Source organism: Streptomyces sp. NPDC051738, assembly GCF_044453205.1.
Classification (GTDB): domain Bacteria; phylum Actinomycetota; class Actinomycetes; order Streptomycetales; family Streptomycetaceae; genus Streptomyces.
In genome coordinates this window covers 20,243-37,454 of the sequence record NZ_JBITCM010000032.1, presented here as the reverse complement: position 1 = coordinate 37,454, position 17,212 = coordinate 20,243, and the positions used below count along the sequence as shown (strand labels likewise).

General features: G+C 70.1%; 12 protein-coding genes. 1 reads left to right on the top strand and 11 read right to left on the bottom strand.

All coding sequences use genetic code 11. The features are described 5' to 3' along the window. Window position 1: 1 nt before the first annotated feature. The 10 genes from ACIA8X_RS43710 to ACIA8X_RS43665 form a co-directional block, all read right to left on the bottom strand. The gene (locus ACIA8X_RS43710) at window positions 2-1,297 is read right to left on the bottom strand and encodes an extracellular solute-binding protein (RefSeq protein WP_393461824.1); all 1,296 of its coding nucleotides are present in this window, start codon (window positions 1,295-1,297) and stop codon (window positions 2-4) included. Between the two features lie 551 nt (window positions 1,298-1,848). Beyond that, on the bottom strand, window positions 1,849-3,183 hold the full coding sequence (lysA, locus tag ACIA8X_RS43705) for a diaminopimelate decarboxylase (RefSeq protein WP_393461739.1): 1,335 nt from the start codon (window positions 3,181-3,183) through the stop codon (window positions 1,849-1,851). A 14-nt stretch (window positions 3,184-3,197) separates the two neighbouring features. Then, window positions 3,198-3,563, bottom strand: coding sequence for an SAV_915 family protein (locus tag ACIA8X_RS43700; RefSeq protein ID WP_393461737.1), 366 nt, complete (start codon window positions 3,561-3,563; stop codon window positions 3,198-3,200). Between the two features lie 375 nt (window positions 3,564-3,938). Next, a complete protein-coding gene (locus ACIA8X_RS43695) occupies window positions 3,939-6,482 on the bottom strand; it encodes a DUF4118 domain-containing protein (RefSeq protein ID WP_399460610.1) in 2,544 nt (847 codons plus the stop codon). A 2-nt stretch (window positions 6,483-6,484) separates the two neighbouring features. Then, on the bottom strand, window positions 6,485-7,168 hold the full coding sequence (locus tag ACIA8X_RS43690; RefSeq protein ID WP_393461733.1) for a response regulator: 684 nt from the start codon (window positions 7,166-7,168) through the stop codon (window positions 6,485-6,487). Window positions 7,169-7,171: 3 nt separating this feature from the next. Continuing rightward, window positions 7,172-7,804: a potassium-transporting ATPase subunit C gene (locus tag ACIA8X_RS43685; RefSeq protein ID WP_393461731.1), complete on the bottom strand. Its 633-nt coding sequence runs from the start codon at window positions 7,802-7,804 to the stop codon at window positions 7,172-7,174. A gap of 5 nt (window positions 7,805-7,809) precedes the next feature. Continuing rightward, on the bottom strand, window positions 7,810-9,960 hold the full coding sequence (gene kdpB / locus ACIA8X_RS43680; RefSeq protein ID WP_393461729.1) for a potassium-transporting ATPase subunit KdpB: 2,151 nt from the start codon (window positions 9,958-9,960) through the stop codon (window positions 7,810-7,812). Beyond that, window positions 9,957-11,621, bottom strand: a complete 1,665-nt coding sequence (kdpA, locus tag ACIA8X_RS43675) for a potassium-transporting ATPase subunit KdpA (protein WP_393461727.1) — start codon at window positions 11,619-11,621, stop codon at window positions 9,957-9,959. The genes kdpB and kdpA overlap by 4 nt, the downstream gene beginning before the upstream one ends. An 8-nt stretch (window positions 11,622-11,629) precedes the next feature. After that, window positions 11,630-11,719: a K(+)-transporting ATPase subunit F gene (kdpF, locus tag ACIA8X_RS43670; protein ID WP_016434100.1), complete on the bottom strand. Its 90-nt coding sequence runs from the start codon at window positions 11,717-11,719 to the stop codon at window positions 11,630-11,632. A gap of 242 nt (window positions 11,720-11,961) precedes the next feature. Then, window positions 11,962-13,803, bottom strand: coding sequence for an APC family permease (locus ACIA8X_RS43665; RefSeq protein ID WP_393461725.1), 1,842 nt, complete (start codon window positions 13,801-13,803; stop codon window positions 11,962-11,964). A gap of 265 nt (window positions 13,804-14,068) precedes the next feature. Between ACIA8X_RS43665 and ACIA8X_RS43660 the strand changes: the two genes are divergently transcribed. After that, a complete protein-coding gene (locus ACIA8X_RS43660; protein ID WP_393461723.1) occupies window positions 14,069-14,377 on the top strand; it encodes a hypothetical protein in 309 nt (102 codons plus the stop codon). Between the two features lie 179 nt (window positions 14,378-14,556). Here ACIA8X_RS43660 and ACIA8X_RS43655 read toward each other — a convergent pair whose 3' ends face one another. Next, the gene (locus tag ACIA8X_RS43655; protein ID WP_393461721.1) at window positions 14,557-17,031 is read right to left on the bottom strand and encodes an ATP-binding protein; all 2,475 of its coding nucleotides are present in this window, start codon (window positions 17,029-17,031) and stop codon (window positions 14,557-14,559) included. Window positions 17,032-17,212: the final 181 nt, after the last annotated feature.

Sequence of the window (17,212 nt, the reverse complement as noted above, 5' to 3'; positions counted from 1 at the left end):
GCTACTGCTCTTCCTTCGTGACCTGCGTGATCGACTCGGTGACCTGCTGGGGCGACTTGGACCCCGCGATGAGCGCGCCGACGCTGTCGTTGACCTCCTGGCCGACGGCGGGCGCGTAGGCCTGGTCGAGATAGAGCTGGAAGCCGGTGGCGGCCTTCAACTGGGCTTGTACGGCCTTGATGTTGGGGTCGACGATGGCGCTCTCGGCCGCCGGGAGCACCGGGAGGATGCCGGTCTTCTTGACCAGTTCCAGGTCCGTCGCCTCCGAGGCGAAGAACTTCAGGAAGTCGACGGCCGCTTGCGGGGCCCCGCTGCGCAGGGCGTGTCCGCCGCCCCCGCCGAACACCTCGGTGATCGCGCCCTTGCCGCCCTCGACCGCGGGGAACGGGAAGAAGCCGAGGTCGTCCCCGAGGCCCTTGCCGGCGTCCGCCTGGACGACCGGGGCCCACTGGCCCATCAGCTCCATCGCCGCCTTGCCGTTGCCGACGGCCGCGGCCTGGCCGGTGGGGGTGGAGTAGGCGGCGCCGAGGAAGCCCTTCTGGAAGGGCTGGAGGTCGACGAGTTCCTGGAGGTGCTGCCCGGCCTGCACGAAGGCGTCGCCGGTGAAGTCCTTGTCGTCGTAGGCCTTCTGGAGGGCGGAGGCGCCCGCGGTGCGCATGGCGAGGTAGGCCCAGTAGTACATGCCGGGCCACTTCTCCTTGCCCGCGAGGGCGAGCGGGGTGGTGCCCTTGGCCTTCAACTTCCGTACGGCGTCGAGGAATCCGCTCCAGGTCGTCGGTGGACCGCTGACGCCCGCGTCCTTGAACAGCGCCTTGTTGTACCAGAAGCCGATCATGCCGATGTCGAACGGGATGCCGTACACCTTCTCGTCGAGGAGATACGGCTCTTTCGCGACCGGCAGCAGACCGTCGGCGAAATCTTTCGTCCGGTCGGTGAGGTCCTCGACGAGCCCGGCGTCGACCTGTTGCTTCAGCACACCGCCGCCCCAGGTGTGGAAGATGTCGGGCAGCTTCCCTGAGGCGGTCAGGGCCGTCATCTTGGACTTGTAGGCGTCGTTCTCAAACTGGACGATCTTTATCTTCACCTTGGGGTTCTGGGCCTCGAACTTCTTGGCCAGCGCCGCCCAGACGCCCTTCGTCGGCTCGGTCGTGGAGATGTTCCACCACTCGATGGTGGTCGTGCCGTCCGACGACCCTCCGTTCGAGCCGCCGCCGCAACCGCTCAGTGCCGTCATGCCCACACCGGCCGCGGCGGAGGCCGCCAGGAAGCCGCGGCGGGACAGTCCCGGGTCGCCCATCATGCGCTCCTTGGGTACGGGACGGCCCGTCCTGGCCGTCCACTGGACCGAAAGTTTCGATTGAGATCCAGAAAGCTGCGTTGCTGCCGCACCCTAGAGACAGCTGCCAAACGGTGGCAACCCCTTGTACGCGGTGAATCTGCCGCCAACCGTCACGGCGTGGGCGGCTCTTGAGGACGCACTCGAACCAGTCGAGGGCCGCGCTCGCCCTCGGTGACGTACATACACCGGCTGCCGCGCGAGGCGCTGGCATACCGGACCGATGCGGGCGATCACGCTCGCCCCTCTCCCGCCGACCTCGATGGCGTAGAGGTGGGCCTCGTCACGCGAACGGACGGTCCGGCATGGCCCGTCGGCAGACCAGATCGAAACATTCGACCCCGATGGCGAACATTACGAGGCAGGCTGTACGAGGATGCCCGGGCCGGGACCAGACCGGCCCGGACCCGGGGTCGGTGGCCCGGGCAGGCCGGCCGGCATGAGTGAGGGAAGGCCGGCCCGCCCGGGGGTTTCTGGAGGAGGGGAAGTGGCGCGTCCGCGACAGCCGTGGGCTAGAGGCCCACGTCGCGGCTGCGGATGTCCTCCAGGGACTCGCGGCGGATCAGGAGGCGGGCCCGACCGTCGTCCACGGCGACCACCGGCGGGCGGCCGACCATGTTGTAGCCGGAGGCCATGGACAGGTGGTAGGCGCCGGCGACCGGGACGGCGAGGAGGTCTCCGGGACGGATGTCCTCGGGGAGTTCGACGTCGGCGGCGACGATGTCGCCCGCCTCGCAGTGCCGGCCCACCACGGTGACCGGGGCCGGGGCGGCGGTGCTGTGCCGGCCGACCAGGCGGGGCGCGTACCGGACGCCGTAGAGGGCGGGCCGGGGGTTGTCGCTCATGCCGCCGTCGACGGCGACGTACGTGTGCGTGCCGGTGCGCTTGACGGCGAGGACGTGGTACAGCGCGATCCCCGCCGGGCCGGCGATCGCCCGCCCGGGTTCGATGATGAGCCGGGGCACGGTGAGCCCCGCCGCCGCGCACGCCCCGACCAGCTCCGAGCGCACCTTGCGGGCCAACGTGGTGAGGTCCAGGGCGGGTTCGCCCGGGCGGTAGGCGATGCCGTGGCCGCCTCCGAGGTCGAGCTCGGGCAGGACCAGGCCGTGCTGTTCGTTCAGCCGGGCCATGAGGCCGACGATGCGCCGTACGGCGGACAGATAGGGCTTGACACTGGTGATCTGCGAGCCCAAGTGGCAGTGCAGGCCGGTCAGTTCGAGCTGCGGCTGGTCCAGTATCCGGGCGATGGCGTACTGCGCGTAGCCGTCGGAGATGGACAGGCCGAACTTCTGGTCCTCGGTGCCGGTGCGGATCTTCTCGTGGCCGCCGGCGCTGATGCCGGGCACGACCCGCACCATCACCTTCTGGTGGCCGTCGGGTCCGACCGCCGCGGCCAGCCGGGCGATCTCGGACGGGCTGTCGATGACGATCCGGCCGACCCCGAGGCGCAGCGCGGTGTCCAGGTCGCGGGGCGACTTGGCGTTGCCGTGCAGCACGATCTTCTCCGGCGGGAAGCCGGTGGTGACGGCGAGCTCCAGCTCACCGGCCGAGCAGACGTCCAGGCCGAGGCCCTCCTCGTCCACCCAGTGGACCATCGCCCGGCACAGGAACGCCTTGGCCGCGTACAGGATGTCGGCGTCGGGGAAGACCTGCCGGTAGGTGCGGCAGCGTTCGCGGACCTCGTCCTCGTCGATGACGTAGACGGGCGTTCCGAAACGGTCGGCGACCTCGGCGAGCGGTACGCCGCCCACGGTGATCTCGCCCTCGCGGGGCTCCACGGCCGAGGCCGGCCACACCGAGAGCGCGTCGGCCGAGGTGGTCACCGCGGGTTCGTGAATGGTGGTCATCGTGCGGTTCCCCCTCAGCCGATCCACAGGGCAAGTGCCGAGACGAGCGAGTGCTGCGGGGCGGGCTCCGCGGCGGACGGCGTGGTCACGGCCGGGGCGGGCGCGCAGAACTGGGGGTCCACCGTGACGGCGGTGACGCCGAGCGGTGCGGTCAGGGAGCGCAGGGCGGGCTCGGCGAGCCGGATCCAGGGCTGGTCCGGGCCGAGGGTGGCGGTCAGTTTCCGCTGCGAGGTGAACCCTACGGCGGTGCGGTCACCGATCGGTGTACGGAAGAGGCGGGCCGCGCAAGCGGCCTGTCCCGGCCGGACCGGAACGTACAGAGGGCCGGCCGGGAACCGATCAGAGGGCTCCGGGTCTTCGTCGGACAGGATGTCTGCCATGGGATTCCTCCGGGAGGATCCGAGGTGGGTCGGGCGGGTTGCTTGGGTCGGGCGAGTTGCTTGATGGCCCCGTACGCGGGGAGGCGGACCGGGGCTTGCCACTGACGCTATGCCCGATGACCCGGGGGTTCCGACGGCTCATGACGCGATGCTGACGGCGATGCCCCGGACGCTGACGGGATGCTGACACGGGGCACGGCCGCCCGGGGAGAACGCCGTCAGCGGTGCGCCAAGAAGAGCCGCGAGAGCTGGCGGCGGTGCAACGCGTGGCGGTGACGGTTGGACACCAGGCACCCGGCCCAGGGCCTGTTCGGCGGATCATCCCGGCGTCGCGGGACGGCGGATCATCCCGGCGTCGCGGGGTAGATCGAGCGGCTACGAACCCACCGCGGCCGGCACCTCCGGCTCCCCCGGCCGCCGCCCCTGCGCCATCCGCAGGCTCAGCACCATGGTGAGGCCGCCGCCAGGCGTGTCCTCCGCATTGATCGTGCCGCCCATTGCCTCGGCGAAGCCGCGCGCGACCGCGAGGCCGAGGCCCACTCCGGCGCCGCGCGGGGAGTCGCCGTAGCGCTGGAAGGGCTCGAAGACGCGGTCCTTGGCCTCGTCCGGGACGCCGCGCCCGCGGTCGACCACCCGTACCTCGACGCGGTCCCGGATGGCGCTGGCGGAGACCAGCACCGCCTTGTCCTGCGGGCTGTACTTGACGGCGTTCTCGACGACGTTGGCGACGACCCGCTCCAGCAGGCCCTTGTCCACGGTGACCATGGGCAGCGTCTCCGGGATGTCCAGCTCCACGCTGCCCTCCGGCACCCCGCCGAGCGCCATCGGAACGACCTCGTCGAGGTCGATCTCCCTGATCAGCGGTGTCACCGTGCCCGTCTGCAGGCGCGACATGTCCAGCAGGTTGCCGACGAGGAGGTCGAGCCGGTCGGCGCCCTCCTCGATCGCCTGGAGGAGTTCGGCCTCGTCCTCCTCGGACCAGGCCACGTCGTCGGACCGCAGGGAGGACACCGAGGCCTTGATACCGGCGAGGGGCGTCCGCAGGTCGTGGCTGACGGCGGCCAGCAGGGCCGTGCGGATGCGGTTGCCCTCGGCCAGCTCCTTGGCCTGGTCAGCCTCGCGCCTCAGCCGCTGGCGGTCCAGGACGACGGCCGACTGCGCGGCGAATGCGGCCAGCACCCGGCGGTCCTCCGCGGGCAGCACCCGGCCGGTCAGCGCCAGCGCCATGTGTTCGCCGACCGGTACGTCCACGTCCGCTTCGTCAGGGTCCTGGCAGGGCTGCGGGCCCACGCTGCCCGCGCAGGTCCACGGGTCGACGTCGCTCTCCCGCTCCAGCAGCGCCACCGAGTCCATGCCGAACGTCTCACGGACGCGTTCCAGCAGCGATTCCAGGCTGGTCTCGCCGCGCAGGACGTTACCGGCGAGGAAGGACAGGATCTCCGACTCGGCGCGCAGGCGGTTCGCCTGGTGGGTGCGGCGGGCCGCCAGGTCCACCACGGAGGCCACCGACACCGCCACGCCTATGAAGATGGCGATGGCGACGATGTTCTTCGGGTCGGCGATGGTCAGCGTGTGGACGGGCGGGGTGAAGAACCAGTTCAGCAGCAGGGAGCCGACCACCGCCGAGGCAAGAGCCGGCAGCAGCCCGCCGAGGAGCGCCGCGGCGACCGTCAGCGACAGGTACAGCAGCATGTCGTTGGCGAGGCCGACTTCGGGCGCGATGTGCGTCAGCAGCACGCTGAGGACGGCCGGGCCGAGTACGGCCACGAGCCAGCCCCAGATGATTCGCGACCGGCCGAGGCGGGCGCTGCGGGGCACGGGCAGTCCGCGTCCCTTGCCCGCCTCGTCGTGGGTGATCAGGTGGACGTCCAAGTCGGGGCCCGAGTCGCGGGCGACCGTGGCGCCGACGCCGGGCCCGAAGACGTACTGCCAGCTCTTGCGGCGGGAGACGCCGAGCACGATCTGGGTGGCGTTCACCCCGCGCGCGAAGTCCAGCAGAGCCACGGGGATGTCGTCGCCGACGACGTGGTGGAAGGTGCCGCCGAGGTCCTCGACCAGGCCGCGCTGGACGGCCAGTTCCTTGGGCGACGAGGACGTCAGCCCGTCGCTGCTGGCGATGTAGACGGCCAGCACCTCACCGCCGGCGCCCTTCTCCGCCAGCCGGGCGGCCCGGCGGATCAGCGTCCGCCCCTCAGGGCCGCCGGTCAGGCCGACGACGATGCGCTCCCGCGAACCCCAGATCGTCGAGACCTCGTGCTCACTGCGGTACGCGTTCAGATACTCGTCGACCCGGTCGGCCACCCACAGCAGAGCCAGCTCGCGCAGGGCGGTGAGGTTGCCCGGACGGAAGTAGTTCGACAGCGCCGCGTCGACCTTGTCCGGCTTGTAGATGTTGCCGTGCGCCATCCGCCGCCGTAGCGCCTGTGGCGACATATCGACAAGCTCGACCTGGTCGGCCCGGCGCACCACCTCGTCCGGCACGGTCTCCTGCTGGCGCACGCCGGTGATCGACTCGACGACGTCGCCCAGCGACTCCAAGTGCTGGATGTTGACGGTCGATATCACGTCGACGCCGGCCGCCAGCAGTTCCTCCACGTCCTGCCAGCGCTTGGCGTTGCGCGAGCCGGGGATGTTGGTGTGGGCCAGCTCGTCCACCATCGCCACCTTGGGCCGGCGGGCCAGGACGGCGTCGATGTCCATCTCGGTGAAGGAAGTGCCCCGGTACTCCAGCTCCTTGCGCTGGATCTGTTCCAGACCGTGCAGCATCACCTCGGTGCGCGGCCGGCCGTGGTGCTCCACGAACGCGACCACGCAGTCGGTGCCGCGTTCCACCCGCCGGTGCGCCTCGGAAAGCATCGCGTACGTCTTCCCGACGCCGGGTGCCGCACCGAGGTAGATCCGAAGTTTGCCGCGTGCCATGTTCACCCTTCGAAGCGGTAACCCATGCCGGGTTCGGTGATGAGATAGCGGGGGTGTGCGGGATCCGCTTCCAGTTTGCGGCGCAGCTGGGCCATGTAAACCCGCAGGTAGTTGGTGTTGCCGCTGCGGGACATGCCCCAGACCTCCCTCAGGAGGTGCTGCTGGGTGACGAGGCGCCCGGGGTTGGTCACCAGGATCTCCAGCAGATGCCATTCGGTCGGGGTCAGGCGTACGTCGCGGCCACCCCGTACGACCTTCTTGGCCAGCAGGTCGATGGTGAACTCGGTCGTCTCCACCTGGGTCGTCCCGGAGGCCGCCAAAGACTCTTCGGTACGGCGGACGGCGGCCCGCAGCCGGGCCATCAACTCGTCCATGCTGAAGGGCTTGGTGACGTAGTCGTCGGCGCCGGCGTCGAGTGCGGCCACCTTCTCGTCGGAGGCCTGACGGGCCGACAGCACCACGATCGGCATACGGGACCAGCCGCGCAGAGCCTTGATGACGTCGACCCCGTCCATGTCGGGCAGGCCGAGATCGAGCATCACCACATCCGGCTGACGCGCGGCCGCCAGCCGGAGGGCCGTGGCGCCGTCGGGCGCCGCGTCCACTCCGTACCGGCGGGCCTGCATGTTGATCACGAGTGCGCGCACCAGCTGTGGGTCGTCTTCCACGACCAGCACTCGGGTCATCGGTCAGTTGCCCTCGATCAGTTCCTTGAGGGCGATGTTCAGCTCAAGGACGTTCACGCGCGGCTCGCCCATGAAGCCGAGGGTTCGGCCCTCGGTGTGCTCGTCGACCAGCTTCCGTACCTGGGCGACGGACAGGTCGTTCTTCTCGGCGACCCGGTGGACCTGGAGGTCCGCGTACTGCGGGGAGATGTCCGAGTCCAGGCCGGAGCCGGAGGAGGTGACCGCGTCGGCGGGCACCTGCGAGGGCTTGACCTTGTAGTCGGCGGTGGAGTTCTCCTTGACGACCTTGGCCTTGGCCTCCTTCACCCACTTGATCAGCTCGGGGTTGTCACCGGAGCGGTTGGTGGCGCCGGACAGGATCAGCTTGTACTGCGTGTTGACCGAGTTCTCGCCCAGTCCGTTGGCCGGTCGGGGCTGGAAGTAGTCGAGGCTGTAGCCCTGTTGGCCGATCAGCGAGGAACCGACGACCTTGCCGTCCGACTTGACCTCGGAGCCGTTCGCCTTGTCGTTGAACAGCCCCTGCGCGATGCCGGTGACGACCAGCGGGTAGATGACACCGGTCACCAGGGTCAGTACGAGGAGGGCACGCAGGCCCGCCCCGAGCAACCGGGCCGTGTTGGATACGGAGTTGTTCATCGCGATCAACCGATTCCGGGAATGAGGGAGATGAGCAGGTCGATGATCTTGATGCCGATGAACGGCGCGACCAGCCCGCCGAGACCGTAGATGGTCAGGTTGCGGCGCAGCATCTTGTCGGCGCTGACCGGCCGGTACTGCACGCCCTTCAGGGACAGCGGCACCAGCGCGATGATGATCAGCGCGTTGAAGATGACCGCGGACAGGATCGCGGAGTCCGGCGAGGACAGGCCCATGACGTTGAGCTTGTCCAGGCCCGGGTAGACGGCCGCGAACAGCGCCGGGATGATCGCGAAGTACTTCGCGACGTCGTTGGCGATGGAGAACGTGGTCAACGCGCCCCGGGTGATCAGCAGTTGCTTGCCGATCTCGACGATCTCGATGAGCTTCGTCGGGTTCGAGTCGAGGTCGACCATGTTGCCGGCCTCCTTGGCGGCCGACGTACCGGTGTTCATGGCCACGCCGACGTCCGCCTGCGCGAGCGCGGGGGCATCGTTCGTACCGTCACCGGTCATCGCGACCAGCTTGCCGCCCGCCTGCTCCCGCTTGATCAGCGCCATCTTGTCCTCGGGAGTCGCCTCCGCGAGGAAGTCGTCGACACCCGCCTCCTCGGCGATCGCCTTGGCGGTCAGCGGGTTGTCACCCGTGATCATGACGGTCTTGATGCCCATGCGGCGCAGTTCCTCGAACCGCTCGCGCATGCCGTCCTTGACGACGTCCTTGAGGTGGATGACGCCCAGGATCCGGGCGCCGTCGGCATCGTCCACGGCGACCAGCAGCGGCGTGCCGCCGGCCTCGGAGATGCGGTTGGCGGCGGTGTCCGCGTCGTCGGCGACCGTGCCGCCCCGCTCCTGCACCCAGGCCATGACCGAACCCGCGGCGCCCTTGCGGACCTTGCGGGACACGCCGTCCTCGGTGAGGTCGACGCCGGACATCCGGGTCTGCGCGGTGAACGTGATCCACTCGGCGCCGACCAGCTCGCCCTGGTGGCGCTCGCGCAGGCCGTACTTCTCCTTCGCCAGGACGACGATGGAGCGGCCCTCGGGCGTCTCGTCGGCCAGCGACGACAGCTGGGCGGCGTCCGCGACCTCGGCCTCGGTGGCGCCCGCGACCGGGACGAACTCGGCAGCCTGGCGGTTGCCGAGCGTGATGGTGCCGGTCTTGTCGAGCAGCAGCGTTGAGACGTCACCGGCGGCCTCGACCGCGCGGCCCGACATCGCCAGGACGTTGCGCTGGACCAGACGGTCCATGCCCGCGATACCGATCGCGGAGAGCAGGGCGCCGATGGTGGTCGGGATCAGACAGACCAGCAGGGCGACCAGCACGACCATCGTCAGGTGCGTGCCCGCGTAGTCCGCGAACGGCGGCAGCGTGGCGCAGGCCAGCAGGAAGACGATCGTCAGCGAGGCCAGCAGGATGTTCAGCGCGATCTCGTTCGGCGTCTTCTGCCGCGCGGCGCCCTCGACCAGGTTGATCATCCGGTCGATGAAGGTCTCGCCAGGCTTCGTCGTGATCTTGATGACGATGCGGTCGGAGAGGACCTTGGTACCGCCGGTGACCGCGCAGCGGTCGCCGCCGGACTCCCGGATGACCGGGGCCGACTCGCCGGTGATCGCCGACTCGTCGACGGACGCGACACCCTCGATGACGTCACCGTCACCCGGGATGATGTCGCCGGCCTCGCACACAACGAGGTCGCCGATCTTCAACTCGGTACCCGGCACACGCTCTTCGACAGAACCGTCGAGCCGACGCGCCACCGTGTCGGTCTTGGCCTTGCGCAGGGTGTCGGCCTGGGCCTTGCCGCGGCCCTCGGCGACGGCCTCCGCCAGGTTGGCGAAGATCACGGTCAGCCACAGCCAAGCGCTGATGGTCCACCCGAACCAGTCGCCCGGGTCCTTGAAGGAGAAGACGGTGGTCAGGACGGAGCCGATCCACACCACGAACATCACAGGGGACTTGACCAGCACCCGCGGATCGAGCTTGCGGAAGGCGTCCGGCAGCGACTTGACCAGCTGCTTCGGGTCGAAGAGGCCCGCGCCGACACGGCCCTCGGGGGACTTGTGCCCCGTCGGCGCGTCCTGGTGCGGCGCAAGGGTGGGTGTGGACATGGAGTCCTGCTTCTTTACGTCGGTCTTCGTTACGTCGGTGGTCATGAGGCCAGCCCCTCGGCCAGCGGCCCCAGCGCCAGGGCCGGGAAGTACGTCAGACCGGTGATGATGAGAATCGCGCCCACCAACAAGCCGGTGAACAGCGGCTTTTCCGTGCGCAGCGTGCCCGCCGTGGCCGGGACCGGCTTCTGCTCGGCGAGCGAGCCGGCCAGCGCCAGCACGAACACCATCGGCACGAAGCGGCCGAGCAGCATGCACAGGCCCAGCGTGGTGTTGAACCACTGCGTGTCCGCGTTCAGACCGGCGAAGGCCGAGCCGTTGTTGTTGGAGGCGGACGTGTAGGCGTACAGGATCTCGGAGAACCCGTGCGCCCCGCTGTTGGTCATGGAGTTGGCCGGGGTCGGCAGCGCCATGGCGAAGGCGGTGAAGACGAGCACCAGCGCCGGGGTGACAAGGATGTAGCAGGCCGCCAGCTTGATCTCACGGGTGCCGATCTTCTTGCCCAGGTACTCGGGCGTACGGCCGACCATCAGACCGGCGATGAACACCGCGATGATCGCCATGATCAGCATGCCGTAGAGGCCGGAGCCGGTACCACCGGGCGCGATCTCGCCCAGCATCATGCCGAGCATGGTGATGCCGCCGCCGAGGCCGGTGAAGGACGAGTGGAAGGAGTTCACGGCACCGGTCGAGGTGAGCGTGGTCGCCGTGGCGAAGATCGAGGACGCGCCGACGCCGAACCGGGTCTCCTTGCCCTCGTACGCCCCGCCGGCGATGTCGAACGCCGGGCCGTGGTGGGCGAACTCGGTCCACATCATCAGGGCCGTGAAGCCGAGCCAGATGGTGGCCATCGTCGCGAGGATCGCGTAGCCCTGCTTGACCGAGCCGACCATCAGGCCGAAGGTGCGGGTCAGCGAGAACGGGATGACGAGGATCAGGAAGATCTCGAAGAGGTTCGAGAACGGGGTGGGGTTCTCGAAGGGGTGGGCGCTGTTGGCGTTGAAGTAACCGCCGCCGTTGGTGCCCAGCTCCTTGATGGCCTCCTGCGAGGCGACCGCGCCGCCGTTCCACTGCTGCGAGCCGCCCGTGAACTGACCGACCCCGTGGATGCCGGAGAAGTTCTGAATGGCACCGCACGCCACCAGGACGACCGCGGCAATCGCGGCCAGCGGCACCAGGATGCGTACGACACCACGCACCAGGTCGGCCCAGAAGTTGCCCAGCTCACCGGTGCGCGAGCGCGAGAAGCCGCGTACGAGGGCGACCGCGACGGCGATACCCACGGCAGCGGAGACGAAGTTCTGCACGGCCAGACCGGCGGTCTGCACGACGTGGCCCATGGCCTGCTCGCCGTAGTACGACTGCCAGTTGGTGTTGGTCACGAAGGACACGGCGGTGTTGAACGCCTGGTCCGGGTCGATGGCCGCGAAGCCGAGCGAACCGGGCAGCACGCCCTGCAGCCGCTGCAGGGCGTAGAGGAAGAGGACGCCGGCGGCGGAGAAGGCGAGGACGCCGCGCAGGTACGCGGTCCAGCGCATCTCGGTGTCAGGGTTGGCGCCGATGCCCTTGTAGATCCACTTCTCGACACGCCAGTGCTTGTCGGAGGAGTAGACCTTGGCCATGTAGTCGCCAAGCGGTTTGTAGGCGAGCGCCAGGGCCGCGATCAGCGCGAGCAGTTGTGGCAGACCGGCAAGTACGGGACCCATACCTTGTCTCAGAACCTCTCCGGGAAGATCAGGGCGAGGACGAGATAGCCCAGCAGGGCGACTGCCACGACGAGGCCGACGATGTTCTCGGCGGTCACAGCTTGGTCACCCCCTTGGCGACGAAGGCCACCAGCGCGAAGGCCGCGATCGTGGTGACGACGAAGGCCAGATCGGCCATCGTGAGCTCCTGGAGTGAGGTTCGGTCGGACAGGGACGGTTAGAGGAAACAGCCTTCGTGGCCGGAATCGAGCGCCGTTGACGGCTCCCATACGGCCCACTGCGCGCCCTTGACGGAACTCATACGGCAGTGCGATCACCGCAGGTCGCAGCCGCGCCCCGGTCAGAACAAGCGGAACCTCAACCTGCAGATCACCGCGTCGGTCTCCCTGCGCACGGCGTGCGCGACGATCGCGCCCCGCTGGTTCTGCAGCAGCCGCTGCCACATGCGCTCGGGCTCCGCCTCCGGGATGAGCACGGTGACCTGGGTGGCCGGCTCCGCGGCCATGACGTCACGGACGTACGCGGCGATGGGGCGGCCCAGAGAGCGGCGCTCGCTGGTCAGCCGGACCAGGGGCACGCCGGGGTCCCACTCGGTCCAGGAGCGCTCCAGGGCGTGCAGCGCGGCCCGGTCCTCGGGGTCGGGGTGGCAGACGGTGACCACACGGACCTCGTCGCCCAGGGAGGAGGCGGCGGTGAGGGCCTCGGAGGTGAGCCGGGTGAGCGAGGAGACGGGCACGACCACGACCGAGTGGTCGCGATGCGGATGCTCGGGGATGCGGCCGAGGCCGAGGCGGTCGCCGATCCGGGTGTAGGCGCGGTGCACGGTCTCGAAGGCCATGACCAGCAGGGGCAGGGCGATCACGATCAGCCAGGCGCCCTCCTCGAACTTGGTCGCTGTTACGACGACGGCGGAGACGCCGGTGAGCAGCCCACCGAAGCCGTTGAGCAGGGCTTTGCCGCGCCACCCCGGGCCCTTCTGGAGACGCCAGTGCAGGACCATGCCCACCTGGGCGATCGTGAAGCCGACGAAGACGCCGATGGCGAAGAGCGGCACGAGGGTGTTGGTGTCGCCGCCCGAGAAGACGATCAGCCCGGTGGAGACGGCCGCCAGCGCGAGCACGCCGTGCCGGTGCACCTGCCGGTCGGCCTTCAGCGCGAACACGTGCGGCAGGTAATTGTCGCGGGCGAGCAGCTTCAGCAGCACCGGAAGGCCGCCGAAGGAGGTGTTGGCGGACAGGGCCAGCAGGATCATCGTCCCGAACTGGACGACGTAGAACGCCCAGTTGTGGCCGAAGGAGGCGTCCGCGAGCTGGGCGAGGACGGTGACGCCCTCGACCGGCTGGAGATGGAAGCGGGAGATCAGCACCGACAGGCCGATCAGCATCACGCCGAGCACGGCGCCGAGGGCGATCTCCGCGCTCTGGGCGCGCTTGACGCGCGGGACGCGGAAGGAGGGGACGGCGTTGGCGATGGCCTCGACGCCGGTGAGGGCGGAGCACCCGGAGGCGAAGGCCTTCAGCAGGAGCAAGGCGCCCACGGTGGTGGAGTTGTCGGAGAGGACCGAGGCGTGCCCCGCGGCGGCCTCGGTGCTGACCGGCGCGGACCGGAACAACCCGACGACGATCAGCACCAGGATGGAGCCGACGAAGATGACGGTCGGCGCGATGAACGCCTTCGCCGACTCGACGATGCCGCGCAGGTTCACCGCCGTGATCAGCGCGAGCACGGCCAGGCACAGCCACAGCCGGTCGTCGTAGAGCGCCGGGAAGGCGGAGGTCAGGGCGGCCACACCGGCCGTGACGGCGACGGCGACGTTGAGGACGTAGTCCAGGCCGAGCGAGCCCGCCGCGACCAGGCTTGTGCGCCTGCCCAGGTGCGCCTTGGCCACGGCGTAGGAGCCGCCGCCGTCCGGGAAGGCGGCGATCACCTGCCGGTACGAGGCGACCAGCACCGCCAGCAGAGCGGCGATGGCGAGCGTGACCGGGAGCGTGAAGCCGAGGCCGTGGGCGCCGGCCGCGGCCAGCACCAGCACGATCGCCTCGGGCCCGTACGCCACCGACGCCATGGCGTCGAGGGACAGGGCGGCGAGGCCTGTGACGGCGGTGAGCCGGTGCCGTTCGCCGGTATCCGGCGGTTCCTCGTCGGCGGGGGTCGCCCCGGGCGTGGCGGTCAGGACGGACATGGAATGCGTGCTCCTTCGTACGTCGAGCAGTCACGCGCGAGGTGCCGCGCGTGACTGACCAAGGTTCTGTCCGCACCACGCCGTTCCCGACCGCTCCTTGCGCGTTCTTCGCGCCCAACGGCCCGTCCTTGACGGCACTTTGACGCGTGTGTGACGCGCACAACGGACGTGTTGTCGCTGCGGCGGCGTCAAGAACGGCCGGGCGCTCGTCAGAGGACCGTCAAGGTGCGCTGCTCCGGCTCGCGCGCTCCCTACCATCGGCCGTATGGGACACCGCAACGACGCGCGCGACGACGACCTGATCGGAGAACCGGCCAGGCCCCTGGAGGAGACGGCGACCGACCGCCGCTGGGCACGCGATCTGCTCGACTCGTTCCGCTGCGCGGCCGTCCTGCTGTGTCTGCTGTTCCTGATCGACTGGGGCGCCGACACCCTCGTCGACGCCCGCGCCGCGCTGTGGTTCACGCTGGCGGTCCTGCTGTTCGTGGTGCTCTGCCCGGCGCGGGTCTCGGCCGGCGCAGGCTGGCTGGCCTCCCGTCGGGCGACGGTTTTCAAGGCCTCCGGCCTGGACTGACACCGCGCACGACCACGCCCTCAGCCACGCGGGATGGTCCGGACGCACACCGGGCACGACCACGCCCTCAGGGGCACAGGAGAGTCCGGAAGCACGCCGAGCACGACAACACCCTCAGGGGCGCGGGGAACTGCGCGACCAGCCGCAACGAACCCGCACCCGCCGCGCCACAGACACCCCTACGGCGATCCCACCCCCACCGCATCCCCCACCAGCGGCAACGAAACAACCATCGTCAGCCCACCCCCCGGCGTGTCCTCCGGAAGCACCGTTCCGCTCATCGCCTCGGTCAGCCCCCGCGCCAAGGCGAGCCCCAGCCCCAGCCCGGCCGTGTTGTCAGTGTCCCCCAGCCGCTGAAACGGCTCGAAAATCCGCTCCCGCCCCGTCACCGGAAGCCCCGGCCCCCGGTCGACGACCCGGAGTTCGGCCCACCCCGCCAACGCACTTGCGGTGACCAGCACTTTGGTTCCCGGCGGACTGTGCCGGGCCGCGTTGGCGACCAGGTTGGCGATCACCCGTTCCAGCAGCGGCGGATCGACGAGCACCGACGGCAGATCCTCCACATCCCCGACCTCGACGCCAGGGATGTCCACCAGCGCGGCCGGCAGGACCTCCTCCAGCGCGGTGGGCCGCAGGTTCAGCTTCAGCACGCCCGCCTCCAGCCGGCTGAGATCGAGGAGGTTCTCCACCAGACGGTTCAGCTTGGCCATGGACTCGTCGGCGGTGGCGAGGAGTTCGTCCCGGTCCTCGGCGGAGAACTCGACGTCCCGGCTGCGCAGTGACGTCACTGCGGCCCAGCCCGCGGCGAGCGGCGTGCGCAGGTCGTGGCCGACGGCGCGCAGCAGTGCCGTACGCATACGGTCGGCGGCCTTCACCGGCTCGACCTCGGCGGCGGCCTCGGCGAGCCGGGCCCGCTCCACGGCGGACCCCACGTGCGCGGCGAAGGCGGCCAGCACACGCCGCTCGGACGGGGACAGGTCGCGCCCGTGGAGCGCGAGGTAGGCACCCGGGCCCGCCGGTACCGCGGTCACTCCCGCGGTGTCGGGCGGCTCGTCGACCAGTTCGGCCGACTCCATGCCGAAGGTCTCCCCGGCTCGTTCCAGCAGGGCCGGGATCGTCTGGCCGCCGCGCACGATGCTGCCCGCGAGGGAGGACATGGTCTCCGCCTCGGCGGTGGCCCGGGCGGCTCTGCGGGACAGGCGCAGGGAGCGGTCGACGACCACGGCGACGGTGGCGGCGACCACGGCGAACACCGCCAGCGCGATCAGGGCGTTCGGATCGTCGAGCGTGAAGGCACCGATGGGCGGGATGAACCAGTAGTTGAGCAGCAGGGACGCGGTGACGGAGGCGACCACCGCGGACGCCACACCGCCTATGCGGGCCACGCCCACCACCGCGAGCAGGAACAGCAACGCCTCGCTGGTCAGGTTCAGGGTGCCGCGCAACTGCGCGAGGACGAGGGTGAGCAGCACCGGCAACACGAGTCCGGCGACCGGTCCCGCGATCAGCCGGGACGTGGAGAGCGTACGGCGGCGGGACGGCAACAGGGTGCCGCGGCCGGCCCGTTCGTGGGTGACCCGATGGACGTCGATGTCGCCCGAGAGCGCGACGACGCTCTCCCCCGTCCCGAGGCCCGTCACGAACCGTTCCAGGCGCCCGCGCCGACTGGCGCCGAGGACGAGCTGGGTGGCGTTCTCGGCGCGGGCGAACTCCACGAGCGTGGTCGCAACGTCGTCGCCGACGACCGAGTGGTAGCTGCCGCCGAGGTCCTCCACGAGCCGGCGCTGACGGGCGAGCGAGGCGTGCGAGGCACCCGCTGTCAGGCCGTCGCTGCGGGTCACGTGCACGGCGAGCAGGTCCCCGCCGGCCGACCGGGCGGCGATGCGGGCGGCCCGCCGGATGATCGTGTCGCCCTCCGGGCCGCCGGTCAGCGCGACCACGACCCGCTCCCGGGTCTCCCACACCCCGCCGATCGCGTGCTCGGCGCGGTAGGTGTTGAGGGCCTCGTCGACCCGGTCGGCCACCCACAGCAGCGCCAACTGCCGCAGCGCGGTCAGATTGCCGGGCCGGAAGTAGTTGGCGAGGGCCGCGTCGATCTTCTCCGGCGCGTAGATGTTGCCGTGCGCCATGCGACGCCGCAGCCCCTCGGGCGGGATGTCGACGAGCTCGACCTGCTGGGCGCGGCGTACGACCTCGTCGGGCATCGTCTCGTGCTGGGGCACCCTGGTGATCTTCTCGACCACGTCCTTGAGGGACTCCAGGTGCTGGACGTTGACGGCCGTGATGACATCGATGCCCGCGGCCAGCAGTTCCTCGATGTCCTGCCACCGCTTGGGGTGACGTCCGCTGCCGGGGATGTTGCTGTGGGCGAACTCGTCGACGATCGCAACCCGCGGCCGGCGGTCGAGCACCGCGGCGAGGTCCATCTCCTCGAACCGGCCGCCCCGGTAGCCGCACGGGAGCCGTGGCACGACCTCCAGACCGTCGAGCATGGCCTCGGTCCGTGGCCGCCCGTGGCATTCGGCGAACGCCACCACCACATCGGCCCCGCGGCCGGCGCGACGCCGCCCCTCATCGAGCATGCGGTACGTCTTGCCCACCCCCGGGGCCGCCCCGAGGTAGACCTTCAGCCGTCCGCGCGGTACTTCGTTCATCAGGTCTCAGCGAACCGCTCCGCGAGCCCCCGGGCAGACATCTTGACGCATCCCTGGCGCCTCTCACGTGGACGTTGACACTGTCTTGACAAGGCAAGGGCCGATAGGTGAAGGCGGTGTGCCGGGAAGTCTGGTCGGCTCGAAGCCATGGTGGCTTCGCTCAGGGCCCCCAGGGGGAAGT